This window comes from Streptomyces sp. NPDC030862 (assembly GCF_055571835.1).
Window position 1 is genome coordinate 210,106 of sequence record NZ_JBVIEN010000009.1, and the last position, 16,740, is coordinate 226,845.

General features: G+C 73.0%; 16 protein-coding genes. 8 read left to right on the top strand and 8 right to left on the bottom strand.

What is annotated here, in order from left to right; all coding sequences use genetic code 11:
* Positions 1-76 precede the first annotated feature (76 nt).
* From ACZ42X_RS24425 to ACZ42X_RS24435, 3 genes are all read left to right on the top strand, one after another.
* Positions 77-1,258: an NAD(P)-dependent malic enzyme gene (locus tag ACZ42X_RS24425; RefSeq protein ID WP_468293913.1), complete on the top strand. Its 1,182-nt coding sequence runs from the start codon at positions 77-79 to the stop codon at positions 1,256-1,258.
* 52 nt (positions 1,259-1,310) lie between these two features.
* Positions 1,311-2,354 (top strand): aldo/keto reductase, encoded by a 1,044-nt coding sequence (locus tag ACZ42X_RS24430; RefSeq protein WP_468293915.1) that lies wholly within the window; start codon positions 1,311-1,313, stop codon positions 2,352-2,354.
* Positions 2,355-2,447: 93 nt separating this feature from the next.
* A complete protein-coding gene (locus ACZ42X_RS24435; RefSeq protein WP_468293918.1) occupies positions 2,448-2,759 on the top strand; it encodes a putative quinol monooxygenase in 312 nt (103 codons plus the stop codon).
* 121 nt (positions 2,760-2,880) lie between these two features.
* Here ACZ42X_RS24435 and ACZ42X_RS24440 read toward each other — a convergent pair whose 3' ends face one another.
* A complete protein-coding gene (locus ACZ42X_RS24440; protein WP_468293921.1) occupies positions 2,881-4,092 on the bottom strand; it encodes a putative manganese transporter in 1,212 nt (403 codons plus the stop codon).
* 223 nt (positions 4,093-4,315) lie between these two features.
* Here ACZ42X_RS24440 and ACZ42X_RS24445 point away from each other — a divergent pair, with 223 nt between their 5' ends.
* The 3 genes from ACZ42X_RS24445 (at position 4,316) to tatC (ending at position 6,835) form a co-directional block, all read left to right on the top strand.
* A complete protein-coding gene (locus tag ACZ42X_RS24445) occupies positions 4,316-5,284 on the top strand; it encodes a cyclase family protein (protein ID WP_361417483.1) in 969 nt (322 codons plus the stop codon).
* A gap of 257 nt (positions 5,285-5,541) precedes the next feature.
* Positions 5,542-5,832, top strand: coding sequence for a Sec-independent protein translocase subunit TatA (gene tatA, locus ACZ42X_RS24450; protein ID WP_468293925.1), 291 nt, complete (start codon positions 5,542-5,544; stop codon positions 5,830-5,832).
* 46 nt (positions 5,833-5,878) lie between these two features.
* On the top strand, positions 5,879-6,835 hold the full coding sequence (tatC, locus tag ACZ42X_RS24455; protein ID WP_468293928.1) for a twin-arginine translocase subunit TatC: 957 nt from the start codon (positions 5,879-5,881) through the stop codon (positions 6,833-6,835).
* A gap of 29 nt (positions 6,836-6,864) precedes the next feature.
* Here the strand turns inward: tatC and ACZ42X_RS24460 are convergent, their stop codons facing one another.
* Positions 6,865-7,836, bottom strand: a complete 972-nt coding sequence (locus ACZ42X_RS24460; RefSeq protein WP_468293931.1) for a cupin domain-containing protein — start codon at positions 7,834-7,836, stop codon at positions 6,865-6,867.
* A 147-nt stretch (positions 7,837-7,983) separates the two neighbouring features.
* On the opposite strand from ACZ42X_RS24460, the gene ACZ42X_RS24465 reads away from it, so the two are divergent.
* Both ACZ42X_RS24465 and ACZ42X_RS24470 read left to right on the top strand, forming a co-directional pair.
* Entirely contained in the window at positions 7,984-8,829 is an 846-nt protein-coding gene (locus ACZ42X_RS24465; protein WP_468293935.1) for an LLM class F420-dependent oxidoreductase, read from the top strand.
* Positions 8,830-8,889: 60 nt separating this feature from the next.
* Entirely contained in the window at positions 8,890-9,705 is an 816-nt protein-coding gene (locus ACZ42X_RS24470; protein WP_468293938.1) for an SDR family oxidoreductase, read from the top strand.
* Between the two features lie 98 nt (positions 9,706-9,803).
* Here the strand turns inward: ACZ42X_RS24470 and ACZ42X_RS24475 are convergent, their stop codons facing one another.
* The 6 genes from ACZ42X_RS24475 to ACZ42X_RS24500 all read right to left on the bottom strand — a co-directional run bounded on the left by ACZ42X_RS24475 (position 9,804) and on the right by ACZ42X_RS24500 (position 16,629).
* Positions 9,804-10,310, bottom strand: coding sequence for an Atu4866 domain-containing protein (locus tag ACZ42X_RS24475; RefSeq protein ID WP_468293941.1), 507 nt, complete (start codon positions 10,308-10,310; stop codon positions 9,804-9,806).
* Positions 10,311-10,701: 391 nt separating this feature from the next.
* Positions 10,702-11,745, bottom strand: a complete 1,044-nt coding sequence (locus tag ACZ42X_RS24480; RefSeq protein ID WP_361417464.1) for a 3-oxoacyl-ACP synthase III family protein — start codon at positions 11,743-11,745, stop codon at positions 10,702-10,704.
* 82 nt (positions 11,746-11,827) lie between these two features.
* On the bottom strand, positions 11,828-12,535 hold the full coding sequence (locus ACZ42X_RS24485) for an HAD family hydrolase (protein ID WP_468293946.1): 708 nt from the start codon (positions 12,533-12,535) through the stop codon (positions 11,828-11,830).
* 6 nt (positions 12,536-12,541) lie between these two features.
* The gene (locus ACZ42X_RS24490) at positions 12,542-13,642 is read right to left on the bottom strand and encodes a ScbA/BarX family gamma-butyrolactone biosynthesis protein (protein ID WP_468293948.1); all 1,101 of its coding nucleotides are present in this window, start codon (positions 13,640-13,642) and stop codon (positions 12,542-12,544) included.
* Between the two features lie 205 nt (positions 13,643-13,847).
* On the bottom strand, positions 13,848-14,915 hold the full coding sequence (locus tag ACZ42X_RS24495; RefSeq protein WP_468293951.1) for an aldo/keto reductase: 1,068 nt from the start codon (positions 14,913-14,915) through the stop codon (positions 13,848-13,850).
* Between the two features lie 163 nt (positions 14,916-15,078).
* Positions 15,079-16,629: an MFS transporter gene (locus tag ACZ42X_RS24500; RefSeq protein ID WP_468293954.1), complete on the bottom strand. Its 1,551-nt coding sequence runs from the start codon at positions 16,627-16,629 to the stop codon at positions 15,079-15,081.
* Between the last annotated feature and the right edge of the window lie 111 nt (positions 16,630-16,740).

Consider the following 16,740-nt stretch of genomic DNA (forward strand, 5'->3'; position numbering starts at 1 on the left):
GCATCTATAAGACATCTTACTAATACTGGGGGTGAAGGGCCGGCTACGCCGCCGGCCCGTGAACCGAGGAGCCCCCATGCCCACCACGCCACCGTCCGTGCTCGACCGCGACCCCGCCTTCGCCCTCCATCGCGGCGGCAAGCTGGCCGTCCGTTCCACCGTCGAGGTGACCGACGCGGAGCAGCTCTCCCTCGCGTACACCCCCGGCGTCGCCCGGGTGTGCACGGCGATCGCGGAGGACCCCGACCTGGCCGCCGACTACACCTGGGCCGCGCGCACGGTCGCCGTGGTCTCCGACGGCACCGCCGTCCTCGGCCTCGGCGACATCGGCCCGGCCGCGGCCATGCCGGTGATGGAGGGCAAGGCCCTGCTCTTCAAGGAGTTCGCGGACGTCGACGCCGTACCGATCTGCCTGGCCACCACCGACGTCGACGACCTGGTGGAGACCGTCGTACGGCTCGCGCCCTCCTTCGGCGGCATCAACCTGGAGGACATCAGCGCGCCCCGCTGCTTCGAGATCGAGGACCGGCTCCGGGAGGCCCTCGACATCCCCGTCTTCCACGACGACCAGCACGGCACCGCCGTCGTCGTCCTCGCCGCGCTGCGCAACGCCGCCCGGCTCACCGGCCGCTCGCTGTCCGACCTGCGCGCCGTGGTCGCGGGCGCCGGCGCCTCCGGCATCGCCGTGAGCCGGATTCTGCTGGAGGCGGGCATCGGCGACCTCGCCGCGGCCGACAGCAAGGGGATGCTGCACACCGGACGCGAGGACCTCAACCCCGTCAAGGCCCGCCTGGCCCGGGACGGCAACAAGGCCGGTTACGCCGGCTCGGTCGAGCAGGCGCTCAAGGGCGCCGACGTCTTCATCGGCCTGTCCGGCGCCACCGTGAGCGAGGACGCCATCGCCACGATGGCCCCCGACTCCATCGTCTTCGCCCTGTCCAACCCCACCCCCGAGATCGCGCCGGACGTCGCCGCCCGCCACGCCCGGGTGGTCGCCACGGGCCGCAGCGACTTCCCCAACCAGATCAACAACGTGCTGGCGTTCCCCGGCATCTTCCGCGGCGCCTTCGACGTCCGCGCGACCGCCGTCACCGAGGGCATGAAGCTGGCCGCGGCCGAGGCCATCGCCGCCGTCGTCGGCGACGACGAGCTGAGCGCCGACCACATCGTGCCGAGCCCCTTCGACCCCCGGGTCGCCCCCGCCGTCGCCGCGGCCGTCGCCGAGCAGGCGCGCCGGGACGGTGTGGCGCGGCTCTGACCCGCATCGATCCCCGACCACCGCACTCGCAACGAAAGGGACATCCCACGCTATGAGGCTGCCCGCCCAGCCCCTGGGCTCCACCGGCATCGACATCTCGCGCACGGGCTTCGGCGCCTGGGCCATCGGCGGCGACGGATGGCGCTACGGCTGGGGCGCACAGGACGACATCGCGTCGATCGCCGCCATCCACCACGCCGTCGACAGCGGCATCAACTGGATCGACACGGCCGCCGTCTACGGACTGGGCCACTCCGAGGAGATCATCGGGAAGGCACTCGCCTCCCTGCCGCCGCACGCGCGCCCCCACGTCTTCACCAAGTGCGGCCTGGTATGGGACGCCTCGAACCCGTCCGCGCCCCCGCACCGGATCATGAAGCCCGAAAGCGTGCGCCGGGAGGTGGAGGACTCGCTGCGCAGGCTGAACGTCGAGCAGATCGGCCTCTACCAGGTGCACTGGCCGGACACCGGCGAGTCGCTCGAGTACGGCGGCCCGGAGGGGGAGGTCTCCCCCAACGCCACACCGCTCGAGGAGTACTGGCAGGTGATGGCCGACCTCAAGGCCGAGGGGAAGGTACGGGCGATCGGCCTGTCCAACCACTCCGTCGCACAGCTCGAAGCCGCCGAGCGCATCGCGCACGTCGACGTGATCCAGCCGCCGTTCTCCGCGATCAACCGCTCGGCCGCCGAGGAGATCGCCTGGGCCGCCGCGCACGGCACCGGCGTGATCGCCTACTCGCCGATGCAGTCGGGCCTGCTCAGCGGCGCCTTCTCGGCCGAGCGCGCGACGGCCCTGCCGGCCGACGACTGGCGGTCGGGCCACCCCGACTTCACGACGGGCCTGGCGGCGAACCTGCGCCTGGCCGACGCCCTGCGGCCGGTGGCCGAACGGCACGGGGTGAGCACGGGCGCGGTCGCCGTCGCCTGGGTACTGGCGTGGCCGGGTGTCAGCGGCGCCATCGTCGGCGCCCGTACGCCGCAGCAGGTCGGCGGCTGGATCGCCGCGGCCTCCCTGGAGCTGACGGACGCCGACCTCGCCGAGATCGCGGCGGCCATCGAGTCGACGGGGGCCGGGTCCGGTCCCGTCCGGCCCTGACCCGCGCGCGCCCCGCTCCCCCCTGCCGCCGCCCCCCTTCCCCCCTTGCCCTTCCCCCACGCACCTGACCTGCCGAGCACCTGAGGAGCCGTCATGTACCACATCGCCGTCGCCTTCGACGTACCGGCCGAGCGGCGCGCGGAGTTCATCGCCGCCGCCCTCGCGGACGGCCGCGACTCCCTCGCCGACGAGCCGGGCACCCGGCGGTTCGAGCTGATCGCCGACGCGGAGGACCCCAACCGCTTCTACCTCAACGAGGCGTACGAGGACGAGGCCGCGTTCGACGAGCACTGCGCCGGCGAGCACTTCGCCCGCTTCTTCGCGGTGATCGAGGAGTTCGCGGAGGGCCCGGCGTGGCTCATCCGCGGCACACGGGTCGACGACCACGCCATTGCCGCGGCCTGACGGCGCACCCCGCCCCGTACGGCGCGAGCCCGTACGGGGCGGGGGCGTACGACGCGAGGGGGCGGTCCCGGTATCCGTACCGGGACCGCCCCCTCGTACCGCTCCCCCGCCGGGCCGCGGCTCAGGACGCCAGCAGCAGCACGGCGCCCACCGCCAGGGCGGGGACCGTCGTCAGGACCGTCGTCAGGAACGCCGCGCGGGCGTCCCGGGCGATCAGGGGCAGCAGGGCGTCGCCGTCCTGGCTGACGGCGTTGGCCACCAGAGTGGGCAGCGGAACCCCGCCGGCGAGGTAGAGCGTGGTGAACGCGATCTGCACCGCGCAGCCCGGTATCAGCCCGATGCACGCCCCGACCACGACGCCGAGCCAGCCGTGCAGCGGCAGTTGGCTCCCGTCGAACCCGGTGAGCGTCTCCACCAGGGTCCAGGCCAGGTAGATGACCGAGACCCACACCACGATCAAGGCGAGTTCGCGGGCGCCCGCGGCGAGCGCGATCGAGGGGCGCTGCGGCGAGATGCCGTCGTCGTGCTGGGCCGTGCCGCGGTGCGCGACCAGGACCATGGCGCACAGCACGGTGCCGAGGGCGCCGAGGACGAGGTACGGGTCCCAGCCCCCGGCGATCCGGGTCAGCGACGCCGCGTCGACCAGCTGGAACGCCACGGGGACGGCGACGAGCGCGGCGAGCCCGGCGACGACCCACAGGGCGAGCCTCAAGGCACCCGCGGCGGTGGCCGCCTGAGCCGCGTCACCGGCCGAGGCACCGGCCACGGCACCCGACGCGGCACCGGGGACACCGCCGGGCGTCCACGCGCCGGCGCCGCCCTTGAGCGACCCGCCCGCGGGCGCCGGCGCGCCGACCGTCCGCCGTGCGCCGCCGCCCACTAGGACCAACTCCCGTACTTCGGCGGGCGCGTGGTCGCCCGTACCCCGGGAGGAGAGGCGCTCCGGGGTCAGGCGCAGCGCGTCCACGGCGTAACCGGTGACCACGCCCGTGGCGAAGAGCAGCGCGTGCACCTTGAGCGCCATCAGCGGCTGCGCGGCGAAGATCACCCAGGAGGAGTCGCCCATGGTGGCGGCCACACCGGCGACGACCGTGCCGAACGAGATGGCGCCCCGGGTGTAGAGCGGGGTCAGCAGCAGCGCGCCCGCGCAGCCGGGCGAGACGCCGAGGAGGGCGCCCACCACGGGCCCGAAGCCGCGCCGCCGCTCCAGCAGGGCGAGCAGGCGGTCACCGTACCGCCAGCGCAACCAGGCGAAGGCTCCGACCAGGAGGGCCACGAACACACCCACCTGCATGAAGCCGTCCGCCAGCGGGCGGACCAGGGTCTCGATCACGTCTGTGCTCCTTGGAGAGGCCGTACGGGGAGTGCGGCGCGCGGATACGTCGCCGGGCGTCCGGCGGCGCGGCAGCACCAGAACTATACGATCTCTTATGGTTATTCGTAGCCGGAAGTTTGATCGATCCCTGAATCTGGGCTACGGTTCCACCGTTCCCCCTCGCCAACTCGACTTCGGGTACCGGCCTTTGGCTGCCCGCAGCATTTGAGAGGAGATCCCCATGTGCGGACCTCAGATCATGAACGCCGTCTACGGCGATGACTTCAGAGCCGAGCACGATCTGATCCCCACCCGCCAGGCGGGTAGCGAGCAGACCATCCAGACCGCGCAGGAGGCCCGCAAGGCCGGCTTCGGTGCCAACTCCAGCCGCCGCAAGCTGCTCGGCGTCGGTGGCGCGCTCGCCGCCACCGTCGCGGGCATGGGCCTGTTCGGCGCCAAGCCGGCCGTCGCCGCGAGCTCCGCCGCGGGCAACGTGGACAAGCTGTTCTCCCGCCGCCGCAAGGTCGTGGACATGAGCCACCCGTGGGGCGAGGACTTCCCCGTCTACCAGCCGTACGTCGCCCCGCCGAAGATCTGGCAGGTGGCCTCGGTGGACAAGGAGGGTTACAACACCAACCTGATGACCATCGACGAGCACAGCGGCACCCACATGGACGGCCCGAAGCACTTCGCCAACGGCCAGATCACCACGGACCAGATCGGTGCCGAGGACCTCATCGCCCCGATGGTCATCATCCGGCTGGAGGAGCGCGCCAAGCAGGACCCGGACGCGCTGCTCACCTACGACGACCTGAAGAAGTGGGAGGCGCGCTACGGCCGCATCCCCAAGGGCGCCATCATCTGCCTGGACAGCGGCTGGTACAAGCGGCTGCACACCCCGGAGCTGATCTTCAACCGGGACGCGGACGGACACCCGCACTTCCCGGGCATCGGCTGGGACGCGGCGGAGTTCCTGGAGTCGCAGCGCGACGTCGTCGGCATCGCCACGGACGCCCCGAGCATGGACTCCGGCGCCCACGACGTCGTCGACCCGCGCAGCCACAAGATCCTGCTGCCCACGGGCCACTACGGCATCGAGTGGGCCGCCAACATGGACCAGCTGCCGGACAACGGCGCCATCGCCGTCATCGGCCTGCTCAAGCACATCGGCGGCTTCAGCGGCCCGGTCCGCATGTTCGGCATCTACTGAGCCGGACCGCACCCCGGTCGTACGGCGCGCACGGCGTCGCGGTGCCCGCGGGCTTCGGCCCGCGGGCGCCGCGGGCCCGCCACCCACCGCGGCCGCCCGGACCGCGTCATCCGCGCGGCCGCGTCATCCACCCGGCCGTGCCATCCGCCCGGCCGTGGCGTCCACCCGGCCGTGTCGTCCGCACGCCGCGTCGCCCGCACGCCGGCCCCGCTCCGGGCGGCCGGCTCCGCCCTCCCCCGTTCCGGAAGGAGCCCCCGATGTTCGGAAAGATCGGCGCCCCCGAGATCCTCCTCATCCTCATCGTCGTCCTGCTGCTGTTCGGCGCGAAGAAGATGCCGGAGATGGCCCGTGCGCTGGGCCGCTCGGCCCGCATCCTCAAGCGCGAGGCCGAGGCGATGAAGTCCGACGTCACCCCGCATGCGGCCGCGGCCCCCGCCACGGCGACGGGTCCGGTCACGGCCCCGGCGCCCGGTCCGGTCACGGCCCCGCAGGCCGCCGTCGTCCGCACGCCCGTCGAGTCCGCCGCCCCGGCCGGCCTCCAGCCCTGACGAACCCGGCACCCTCCACCACTCCACCACACGAGACGAGGACGAGATGCTGAAGTCGGCCCGCCTGCACACGCAGCCCCCCGGGGACGTGTCCACGGAGCGGCCCGCTCAGGCGGCGGGCACCGGCGACCCGCGTGGCGGTGACGGGAGGATGTCGCTCGTCGAGCACCTGCGCGAGCTGCGCAAGCGCCTCGCCATCGCCGTCGCCGCCATCCTGGTCGTCACCGTCACCGCGGCCTTCTTCTACGAGGCCATCACCGACTTCGCCACCCGGCCCATCCTCGACGCGGTCGGCTGCCGCTCCGCCTTCGCCGAGGTGGCGCGGGGCGAGGACAAGACCTGCGCGCGCCTCGTGCTCAACGGCCTGATCGCCCCGTTCTCGCTCGCCCTGAAGGTCTCGCTGGCCACCGGCCTGGTGGTCGCCGCACCCGTCTGGCTCTACCAGCTGTGGGCCTTCATCGCCCCGGGTCTGCACCGCCACGAGCGCAAGTACACGCTGCTCTTCGTCGGCGCGGGCGTCCCGCTGTTCCTGGCCGGCGGCTTCCTGGCGTACCGCACGCTGCCCGTCATGGCGCGGGTGCTGCTGGACTTCTCCCCGGCCCAGGTGGACAACCAGCTGCCGCTCGACGAGCTGCTGGACCTGATCGTCCGCATGGTCGTCGTCTTCGGGTTCGCCTTCGAACTCCCCCTGCTGCTGGTCATGCTGAACGTGTGCGGGGTGGTCTCCGGCCGGAAGATGCTCGGCTGGTGGCGCTGGATGATCATGGGAGTCACGCTCTTCTCCGCCATCGCGACGCCGAGCACCGACCCGCTGTCGATGCTGGCGCTCGCCGCGCCGCTGTGGCTGCTCTACGCCCTCGCCACGGTGGTGGCACTGCTCCTGGACCGGCGACGGGCCCGGTCCGCCGCGGGCGGCCCGTCCGACGACGAGGCGTCAGCCCTGGACTTCACCCCCGAGGACATCGAGGAGCCGGAGCCGGTCCCCGCGGGACGGCACGCGTGACCCGCCGGGAGGCACACCGCGGCGCAGGCTCACACGCCCACCGGCTCGGGCGCCGTACGCCGGTAGCGGCCCGGCGCGATGCCGCGCTGGCGGGAGAAGGCCCGGGAGAACGCGAACTCCGAGGCGTACCCCACCGCCTGCGCGATGTCGCCGACCAGCTCGTCGGTGTCGCGCAGCATCCTCGCGGCCCGGTCGATCCGCAGCCGCGCCAGGTACGCCAGCGGGGAGCTGCCGACCAGCGCCTTGAACTGCCGGGCGAAGGCCGGGCGGGACATCGCCGCGGCCCGCGCCAGGCTCTCCACCGTCCAGGGGCGCTGCGGTTCCTCGTGCATGAGGGACAGCGCCGTCCCGATGCGCGGGTCGCGCAGCGCCGTCAGCCAGGACGGGCCGGGGCCCTCCCCGCCGTCCCCACCGCCGTCCCCGCCGCCGTCCTCGTGGAGTTCGAGCCAGGCGCGGACCACCTGCACGAACAGCACGTCGGTCAGGCGGGTCGCCACGGCGCGCGCCCCGGGCCGGTTCCTGCCGGTCTCGGCGGCGAGCAGCCGGATGGTGCCCTGCAGATCCGGGTCGGCGCTCATCCCGGGGACGTGGATGACCTCGGGCAGCACGGACAGCACCGGGTGCCGGCCCGCCTCCCCCTCGTAGGAGAACTTGCCGCAGACGATGCGGACGGCCGCACCGGCGCCGCCCAGGTCCATGACGCCGTCGCGGCCCGGCGGATGGGCGGACTCGAGGTCGGCGTACCGCACCGCCGTCGCGTCGGGGGCGCCCGCCAGCTCGTGGGGCTCACCGCGCGGGAGCAGCACCACGTCCCCGGGCACCAGGTGCAGCGGCGGGCGGCCCCGCGTCCGCAGCCAGCAGGTGCCCTCGGCGACGAGGTGGAAGCCCGCCGTGGGCAACTGTTCGAGCCCGCAGCCCCAGTCGGGGCGGCCGGCGCGCAACTGGGCCAGCAGCACTCCGCTGAACCGGGTGGTGGCCAGTACGTCGGCGAGTACGTCCATGTCGCACACCCTAGCGGGAAAACCACACTTTCGAACGCAGCATGAGACGCACGGGCAATTTTTCTAGAGCTTCTGTCATGGAGCGTATACACCGCGCTCCTTAACGTTAAAGCACCGCTTCGGCACGGCCACGGAGGAAGACACGTCATGAAGCTAGGCATCGCCATGTTCCCCGCGGACTTCGCGATCCGCCCCGACGAACTGGCCCGGGCAGTCGAGGAGCGCGGCTTCGAGTCGCTCTTCCTGCCGGAGCACACCCATCTGCCCGCGACCGAACGCACCCGCGGCGAGGTCGGGCAGCTGCCCGACCACTTCTCGCACACGCACGACCTGTTCGTCGCGCTCAGCTACGCCGCCGCGGCCACCACGGAGCTGCGCGTGGCCACCGGGATCTGCCTGGTCCCCCAGCGGGACCCGATCGCCACGGCCAAGGCCGTCGCCACGCTCGACGCGCTCTCCGGCGGCCGCGTGCTGTTCGGCGTCGGCGCCGGCTGGATCCCCGAGGAGCTGGAGAACCACGGCACCGACCCCGGGCAGCGGTGGGCCGTCCTGGCCGAGCGGGTGAAGGCCATGCGGGAGATCTGGACCAACGACGTCGCCGAATTCCACGGCCGCCACGTCGACTTCGGCCCCGTCTGGTCCTGGCCCAAGCCCCGGCAGACCCCGCACCCGCCGGTCCTCGTCGGCGGCTCGGGCGCCAACGTGGCGCGCCGCGTCCTCGACTTCGGCGACGAGTGGATGCCGCACGCGGGCATGCCGCTGGACGAGCTGTCCGCACGGATCCGCGCCCTGCGGCAGGCGGGCCGCGACGCCGGCCGCACCGACGACGTCCCGGTCACCGTCTTCGGCGCCGAACCCGACGCGGCGGGGCTGGAGGCCCTGCGCGACCTCGGCGTCAACCGCGCGGTGCTGTACGCGCCCCCCACCGGCGCCGACGGCGTCAAGAGCTTCCTGGACACCGTGGCCCCGCTGGTCACCAAGTTCCACAACTGACTTCGTCCCCCGCTCGGGGACGGACTTTCCCGGTACAGGAAACACGGAATGGAGACACCCATGAGCAAGGTCTGGTTCGTCACCGGCTCGTCCCGCGGCTTCGGCCGCCAGTTCGTCGAGGCGGCCCTGTCCCGCGGCGACAAGGTCGCCGCCACGGCCCGTGACGCGCGGTCCCTCGCCGACCTGAAGGCCTCCTACGGCGACGCGGTGCTCACCCTCGACCTCGACGTGACGCACAAGGACGCCGTGTTCGCGTCCGTCAAGCAGGCCAAGGAGCACTTCGGCCGCCTCGACGTGATCGTCAACAACGCCGGCTACGGCCTCTTCGGCGCCGTGGAGGAGCTCGACGAGCAGGCGCTGCGCGACCAGCTGGAGACCAACCTGTTCGGCGCCCTGTGGGTGACCCAGGCCGCCCTGCCGTACCTGCGGGAGCAGGGCAGCGGCCACATCGTCCAGATCTCCTCCACCGGCGGCGTCGCCGCCTGGCCGCTGGTCGGCGGCTACCACGTCTCCAAGTGGGGCCTGGAGGGCCTGAGCGAGTCCCTGGCCCAGGAGGTGTCGCACCTCGGCATCAAGGTCACCCTGGTCGAGCCCGGCGCGTACGCCACCGACTGGGCCGGCCCGTCCGCCGCCCAGTCCGAGCCGATCCCGGCGTACGACGGTGTCCGTGAGGCACTCGGCGCGTTCATGCAGACGCTCGACCTCGGTGACCCGGCCGCCGCCGGCCGTGCGCTGCTGAAGGTCGTCGACTCCGACAACCCGCCGCTGCGCGTCTTCCTCGGCACGCAGGGCAACGAGATGCTGCCGCAGGTCTACGCCGACCGGCTCAAGACCTGGGCCGACTGGCAGGACGTGGCCGTCGAGGCGCAGGGCTGACCGCCTGCCGGACGGCACGCGAGCGCGGCGCGAAAGCGGCGGGCCGCCACGGAATCCACCGTGGCGGCCCGCCGCTTTCGCCGTGCGGGGTGCGGGTGTCAGGAGGAGGGCCTGAGCGTCCGGCCGCTGAGGGTGATGGTGTCCCCCTCGACCGTGCCGTCGGCGGCGGCACCGGAGCCGGCGCGCAGCCGGAGGGTGGCGCCCTCAAGGGTGTACCGGCCGGTGTAGGCGGCCTTCTGTCCGTTGTAGTCCTCGCTGAAGGTGCCGTCGCCGCGCAGTTCGAGGCGCAGGCTGCCGTCGGCGGCGGCCCATACGCCGTCGAGGCGCGCGCCCTGGCCGCCGCCCCCGCCGGGCGCGGGCGCGGAAGCGGGCGCGGGCGCGGAGGTGGGCGCGGAAGCGGGCGCGGGCGCGGAGGTGGGCGCGGCCTTCTCCGGCGCGTCGGCGCCCGGCGTACCGCACGCGCTGAGCACGGCGGCCAGCGCCACGGCGCCCAGGGCGCCGCCGACGGCGAGGCGCGCCCCGGGCCCCCGGCGCCCCGTACGGCCGGGGCGGGGCGCACGGCCGGGGCGGGGCGTACGGCCGGGGCGGAGGTGTCCGGTGGTCATGACGCGGACCCCCGGCGGCCGGGGCTCACCCGCGCAGCACGGCGCGCGCCAGCAGCAGCCGGCAACGCAGCGCCATGTGCCGGGCGTGCCGGTACCTCTGTCTCGCGATCCGCTGCCGCGCGCGCGTGGACGGTGAAGGGTTCATGGAAGCGTTCTCCTCCTATTCCTCCGAAAACCAGTGAGTGCAGGGCGTCCTCGGCCCCTTGGCGCAACCGGGCGCGGCGCTGCGCGGCCACGTGCCGGGCGACCAGCGCCTGCAGTTCGGGGTCGAGGTCGGTCAGGACGGTGTGCGTGCTCATGGGTTCCTCGGTTTCCTCTCCTGGGGGATGCGCCCCGGACCGGACAACGGCCCCGGTTTCCCGGGGCCGTTGCCGTCGTCACGGGCGCGGGGTCAGCCGACCGGGGCCTGAAGCTCCCGCTCGCGGTGCTCCGGCCGCGCGTACCGGGTCGGCGCCCAGCGCAGCAGGGCCGCGCCGACGGTCATGCCGCCGCCGAAGCCGGCGAGGAGCACGATGTCGCCGTCGGTCAGGGCGCCTTCGCGGTGCGCGAGGTCCAGCGTGATCGGCACCGACGCGGAGCCGGTGTTGGCGTACCTCTCCAGCGCCAGGTGGAGCGTCGCGTTCCGCAGGCCCAGCCAGGGCCACACGTCGGCCAGCATCACGCCGTTGGCCTGGTGCGGCACGAAGTGGACGACGTCGTCGGGGTTGACGTCCGCCTTGACGAGCAGGTCGCCCAGGGCCTGCGGCAGGTTCTCCTGGACGAAGGCGCGCACACCGCGGCCGTCCATCCGGAAGAAGTGGCCGCCCTCGTCCACGGTGCGCGCCGTCGCGGGCATCCGGCTGCCGCCCGCGGGCACGCTGATCAGCCGGTACTGGTCGCCGCGGGTGAGCAGACTGGTCTCCAGCACGCCCCGGTCCTCCGGGACGGGTCCGAGGACGACGGCCCCCGCCCCGTCGCCGAAGAGGATCGCCGTCTTGCGGTCCGAGTAGTCCAGGATCCGCGAGTAGATGTCCGCGCCGATGACCACCGCGTGCTTGCCCTCGGGCGCGCCGCGCAGCATCCGCTCGGCCACGGTCATCGCGTACACGAACCCGCTGCACACCGCGTTGACGTCGAACGCCGCGGCGTTGACGGCCCCGATCAGGTGCTGCACGATGCTCGCCGTCGCCGGCTGGGGATGGTCCGGTGTCGAGGTCGCCACCACGATGTACGCCACGTCCTCGGGGCGTACACCGGCCTGTTCGAGGGCCCGGCGGGCGGCGTGCGCCGCCAGGTCGGACGTGGCGTGCCGGTCGTCGGCACGGCGCCGCTCCCTGATACCGGTCTTGCGCACGATCCATTCGTCGGTCACACCGGTGCTGCGGGCGATCTCCTCGTTGGTGACCACCTGCTCCGGCAGAAACGATCCGGTTCCCAGGATTCCGATGGGTTTCATACTGCCTCCTGTTCTGCGACGGGCCGCCGCACGGCGGCCCGCCGCCGTTGCTCGGCGACGGCGAAGTGCCGGGGTGGCCGGTTCAGATGCCCGCCGCGGTCCGCCCGGTCGGCAGCCGCCGCCATCCGGCCCGGTCCGCGTGTGCGGCCAGGTCCGGGTCGTCGCCCACGGCGACCGGGTGACCCACGGCCGCCAGCAGGTCCAGGTCGCTGATGTGGTCGCCGTACGCCGTGCAGTCGGCGAGGTCGGCCCCGAGGACCGCGGCGGCGGCGTGCGCCACCCGCCCCTTGGCCGCGCCGATCAGCGGGAACAGCACCTCGCCGGTGAGCCGGCCGCGGCGGATCAGCGGCCGCGTGCCGATGGCGCGGTCCGCGCCGACGTGGGCCGCGACCGGGTCCAGGCAGGCGAAGAACGACCCGGACACCAGCACGACGGTGTCGCCGGCCGCGCGGTGCCCGGCGAGGGACCGCTCCACCGCGGGGATGAACAGCCCCCCGGGCCGCGTCTCCTGTTCGTAGGCGAACCACGCGCGGCCCGACGCCGCGAGGGTGCGGGCGTCCTCGCCCGCGTACAGCCGGTAGTAGCGGCGGTTGATCTCCGCGCGCGGGGCACCCCGTCGTACCGCGTCGCGCAGCTCACCGACCAGCCGGTCGTACGTGCCGGCCGGTTCACCGCGCCGGTCCAGGTGGAACTCCAGGAACCGGAACATGCTCTTGACGTCGATCAGCGTCTCGTCGACATCCGAAAAGGCGATCGCCGGGACGCCCATCAGCGCTTCTCCCTCCCCCATGGCCGGTCAGCCGGCCGTGACGCGGGTCAGCCGGAAGGTGAAGACGCAGAGGCTCTCGCCCTTCTGGGTGGCCTCCACGCGGACCGGCACCTGGTGGGCCTGGTGCGCGGCGCCGTCCTCCGGGGCCTCCAGCGGACCGCCCAGCGTGTACGGGACTCCGTCCACGCCGCCGCCCGGCACCGTCGGCTCGCCGATCTCCGCGGTGAGGACCGTGTCGTCCTCCAGCTCGCCGAAGCGGGTGAAGCGCACGTCGACATCGGTCACCAGGGTCTTCGCGGTGGACATGCCGTGCAGCTCCAGCGCGGCGAACAGCGCCAGCTGACGCGCGCCCTCGGCAATGACCATGCCCGGCAGGTGGTCCTGCGGGTGGTCGAAGAGGCTGGCGTGGCCAGTCGGCACCCGCAGCAGGGCCGAGGCGGCGGAGCTGGTGACGGCGGGCTCCACGAGCACGACGTTGTCCGGGTTGGCCCGCCCCACCAGGTGCGGGGGCACGAGGGTGCCGGGGGTGACCTGCGGGTGGGTGGCGGAGGACGGCAGGGCGAGTCCGCCGCGGTTGTTGAGCCGCAGCGTCAGGTAGCCGTTGGGCGTCTTGAAGCGCAGGCCGAGGTGGGCCGTGCCCACCTGCGTGCCGCCCGCCGAGAGGGTGAACTCGTAGTCGAGGCCGGTGACCCGGCCGTCGCGCTCCTTGCGGCTGACGATCCGCGCCTCCATCGCCAGCGGCAGCGGCGCGGAGCCGACCGTCACCCACCGCGGGTGCGAGACGTGCAGCCGCAGGTGCGTGAGGATGAACTTGTTGTCCGCCGCCACGCCGAAGAAGCGGTGGGCGCCGGCCAGACCCGCCTGGCGGCACGCCTCCAGGATGAGCAGCGGGTCGTACGAGAGCGGGCGGAGCAGGTGGTCGCCGTAGTAGGCGTGCGACCGGGGGAGCTGCGCCCCGGCGAGGTAGCGGTCCTCGCCGGTCTGCCGCAGGTCGGTGAGGAACACCTCCCCCAGGGCGTCCCGGTGCACGAGCAGCCGGTCCACGGTGCGCGTGTAGTCCAGAACCGGATCGGACGGAAGGAACGGTGTGGCGGACCGCGGCTCCGGTCCTGCTGTTGCGGTGGTCATGGGTGACGTTCGCTTTCTGTTCGGTCGTGCCGGAAGACCCCGGTGGCCGGCCGGCGGCCCCGGGGAGCAGGCGCGTGCGGGGCAGGGCGCTACGTCGCGGGACGCGTGGGCGTGGGGCCTGACGTGCGGGGGGATTTACGTGTGGAGGGCCGTCCACGTGGGATCGGCCCTCCATGCGCGTCCTGCGGCTCACTCCGTCAGCGGGTCACGCGGGGTAGACGTCGCCCGGCAGCTTGCGGTCGGCGCCGACGGTGCCGATGTGCCAGTACGGGTACGGAGCGGTGGTCTCGCTCACCTTGTCGAGGCGCTCCAGCTCCTGCGCGGTCAGCTCCCACTCCATCGCCTGGAGGTTGTCGTCCAGCTGGTGGGGCTTGGTGGCGCCGATGACGGCGGAGGTGATGCCCGGCTTGGCGAGCACCCAGTTGATCGCCACCTGGGCGACCGTGGCACCGCGCTCCTCGGCGATCGCGGCCATCTCGTCGACGATGTCGTACGCCTGGTTCTCGTCGGTGAGCGGCGCGGACTCGGCGGGGGTCCGCTCGGCCAGGCGGCTGCCCTCGGGGCGGCCCTCGCCGCGGCGGTACTTGCCGGTCAGGAAGCCGCCGGCCAGCGGCGACCAGGCGGTGATGCCCACGTTCTGGTCGACCGCGAGCGGGATGATCTCCCGCTCCAGGTCGCGGGCGGCGATGTTGTAGTAGCCCTGGTAGACGCAGAACTTGGCGAGGTTGCGGCGCTCGGAGACCGACAGGGCCTTCATCAGCTGCCAGCCGGCGTAGTTGGAGACGCCGATGTAGCGGATCTTGCCCGAGCTGATCAGGTCGTCGAGCGCGCGCAGGGTCTCGTCGAGCGAGGTCCGCGGGTCGAAGCCGTGCAGGTGGTAGACGTCGATGTAGTCGGTCTCGAGGCGCCGCAGGCTGCCCTCGACCGCCGCGATCAGGTGGTGGCGGGTGGCGCCGATGTCGTTCGGGTCGTCGGTGATGCGCCAGCGGCCCTTGGTGCCGATGATGACGCGGTCGCGGACCTTCTTCAGGGTCTTGCCGAAGAACTCCTCGCCCATGCCGTTCTTGTAGACGTCGGCGGTGTCGAAGAAGTTGATCCCGGCGTCCAGCGCCTGGTCCATCATCCGCAGCACGGTCTGGTCCTCGACCGTGCCGAACTCGGACCAGTTGCGGTCCTCGGCGCCCAGGAAGGACGCACCGCCGCCGAAGGTCATGGCGCCGAAGCACAGTTCTGAGACGGACAGGCCGGTGTCGCCGAGGTAGCGGTAACGCATGTTCTCCTGCTCTCTTATCGATCGGTGGGTACGTCGTGGGGGGTTCGGGGGTTGGGGAGGCGCGGGGGTTTGGGGAGGGGGATAGGGAGGGCTCGGGCGGCGGCGGGGGGGGAGGAGCCGCACGGCCCGGGCCCTCCGGCTCGGGGCGCGTACGCCCGCCGGCTCAGCCGGCGGCGTCCGCGAGTTCCTTGTCCTTGATGACCAGGAAGGTCACCACGGCTCCGACGAGGGCCAGCACGGCCAGGGCGATGAAGGCGGTGTGCATGCTGGAGGTGAGGCTCGCGGCCACCGCGTCGAGGGCGTCGGTGCGCCGGGCGGGCTCGACCGCGGCGAGCGCCTCGTCCAGCCGGCCCTGGGTGGCCTCGCCCGCCAGCCGCTGGGCCTGGTCGGCGAGTTCGGGCGAGCGCTCGGCCAGGTCACTGCGGGTCAGCGAGGTCAGGAAGCCGCCCGCCGAGGCGATCGCCACGGACTCGCCGGCGATGCGCATGGTGTTGAAGATGCCCGACGCCATGCCGGCGCGCTCCACGGGGACGACGCTGACGGCGGCGTTGTCCATGGCTCCGAACGCGGAGCCCACGCCGAGGCCGAAGACGACCAGCGGACCCGCCACCTCGTACCACGGCCGGCCGGGCTCCAGGACGACCAGCCACAGCGAGCCCACGGCGATCAGCAGCGAACTCGCGGTCAGCAGCATCCGGGACGAGACCCGCCCGGCGACCAGGCGGCCGACCAGCAGCGGCAGGACGAAGACGGGGAGGGTCAGCGGCAGCAGCAGCGCACCGGAGGCGGTGTCACCCTGGTCGCCGACGCCGTTGAAGTACGGCGGCAGGAAGTTGAGCAGCACCACGAAGCCGAAGGTGATGGTGAACGGCTGGCAGACGACCACCACGAAGGTCGGGTTGCGGAACAGCGCCAGGTCGAACATGGGCCGGGCGACGCGGAGTTCGACCGCGACGAACGCGGCCATGAAGACCACGAACCCGGCGAGCGAGCCGAGTGTCGGTGCGCTGAGCCAGCCGCTCTCGCCGCCCTCGACGAAGACGAGCGCGAGGAAGAACAGGCTGCCGCTGAAGGTGACCAGACCGCCCCAGTCGACCTTCGTCGCGTCCGGGTCCCGGGACTCCTTGATCTTCGACATGAAGGCGAGGGCCACGATGCCGACCAGCACGTTCAGCCAGAACACCGCCCGCCAGCCGGCCAGGTTGACCAGCGCGCCGCCGAGGATCGGACCGAGCGCGAGACCGGCGCCGAAGGAGGCGCCGAGCACGCCGAACGCCTGGGTGCGCTTGCGGCCCTCGAACGACGCGGCCAGGATCGCGGCCCCGCTGGTGAGCACGCCGGCCGCGCCGACGCCCTGCAGTGCGCGGGCGATGTCGAGGACGACGATGTCCGTGGAGACGGCGGCCACGGCGGACATCGCCATGAAGACGACGGCGCCGATGGCCAGGATGCGGCGGCGGCCGAACTGGTCGGCGAGCGCGCCGGCCGCGAGCATGCACGCGGCGAACGTCACGCCGTAGGCGTTCTGCACCCACTGACCGGCGGCGACGCCGGCCCCGAGGTCGACCGTGAGATCCGGCAGCGCGACCGCCGGTGCGGTGACGGCCAGCGGCAGCAGGATGCTGGCGAGCGCGACGGCGATGAGCGTGGGTGCTCCGCTCGCCTCCTGCCGCCGGTCCGGCACCGGGCGCCGGGAATCGGTCTGGATGCTCATGGCTTCTTTCTCTCCGCTCAGCAGGTCCCAGTTCTTTCGCTGTCGATGGACTGTAAGAGATCTTATGGATATCGTCAATGCTAGGGCATGAAGGTCCCTTACCTTCAACGA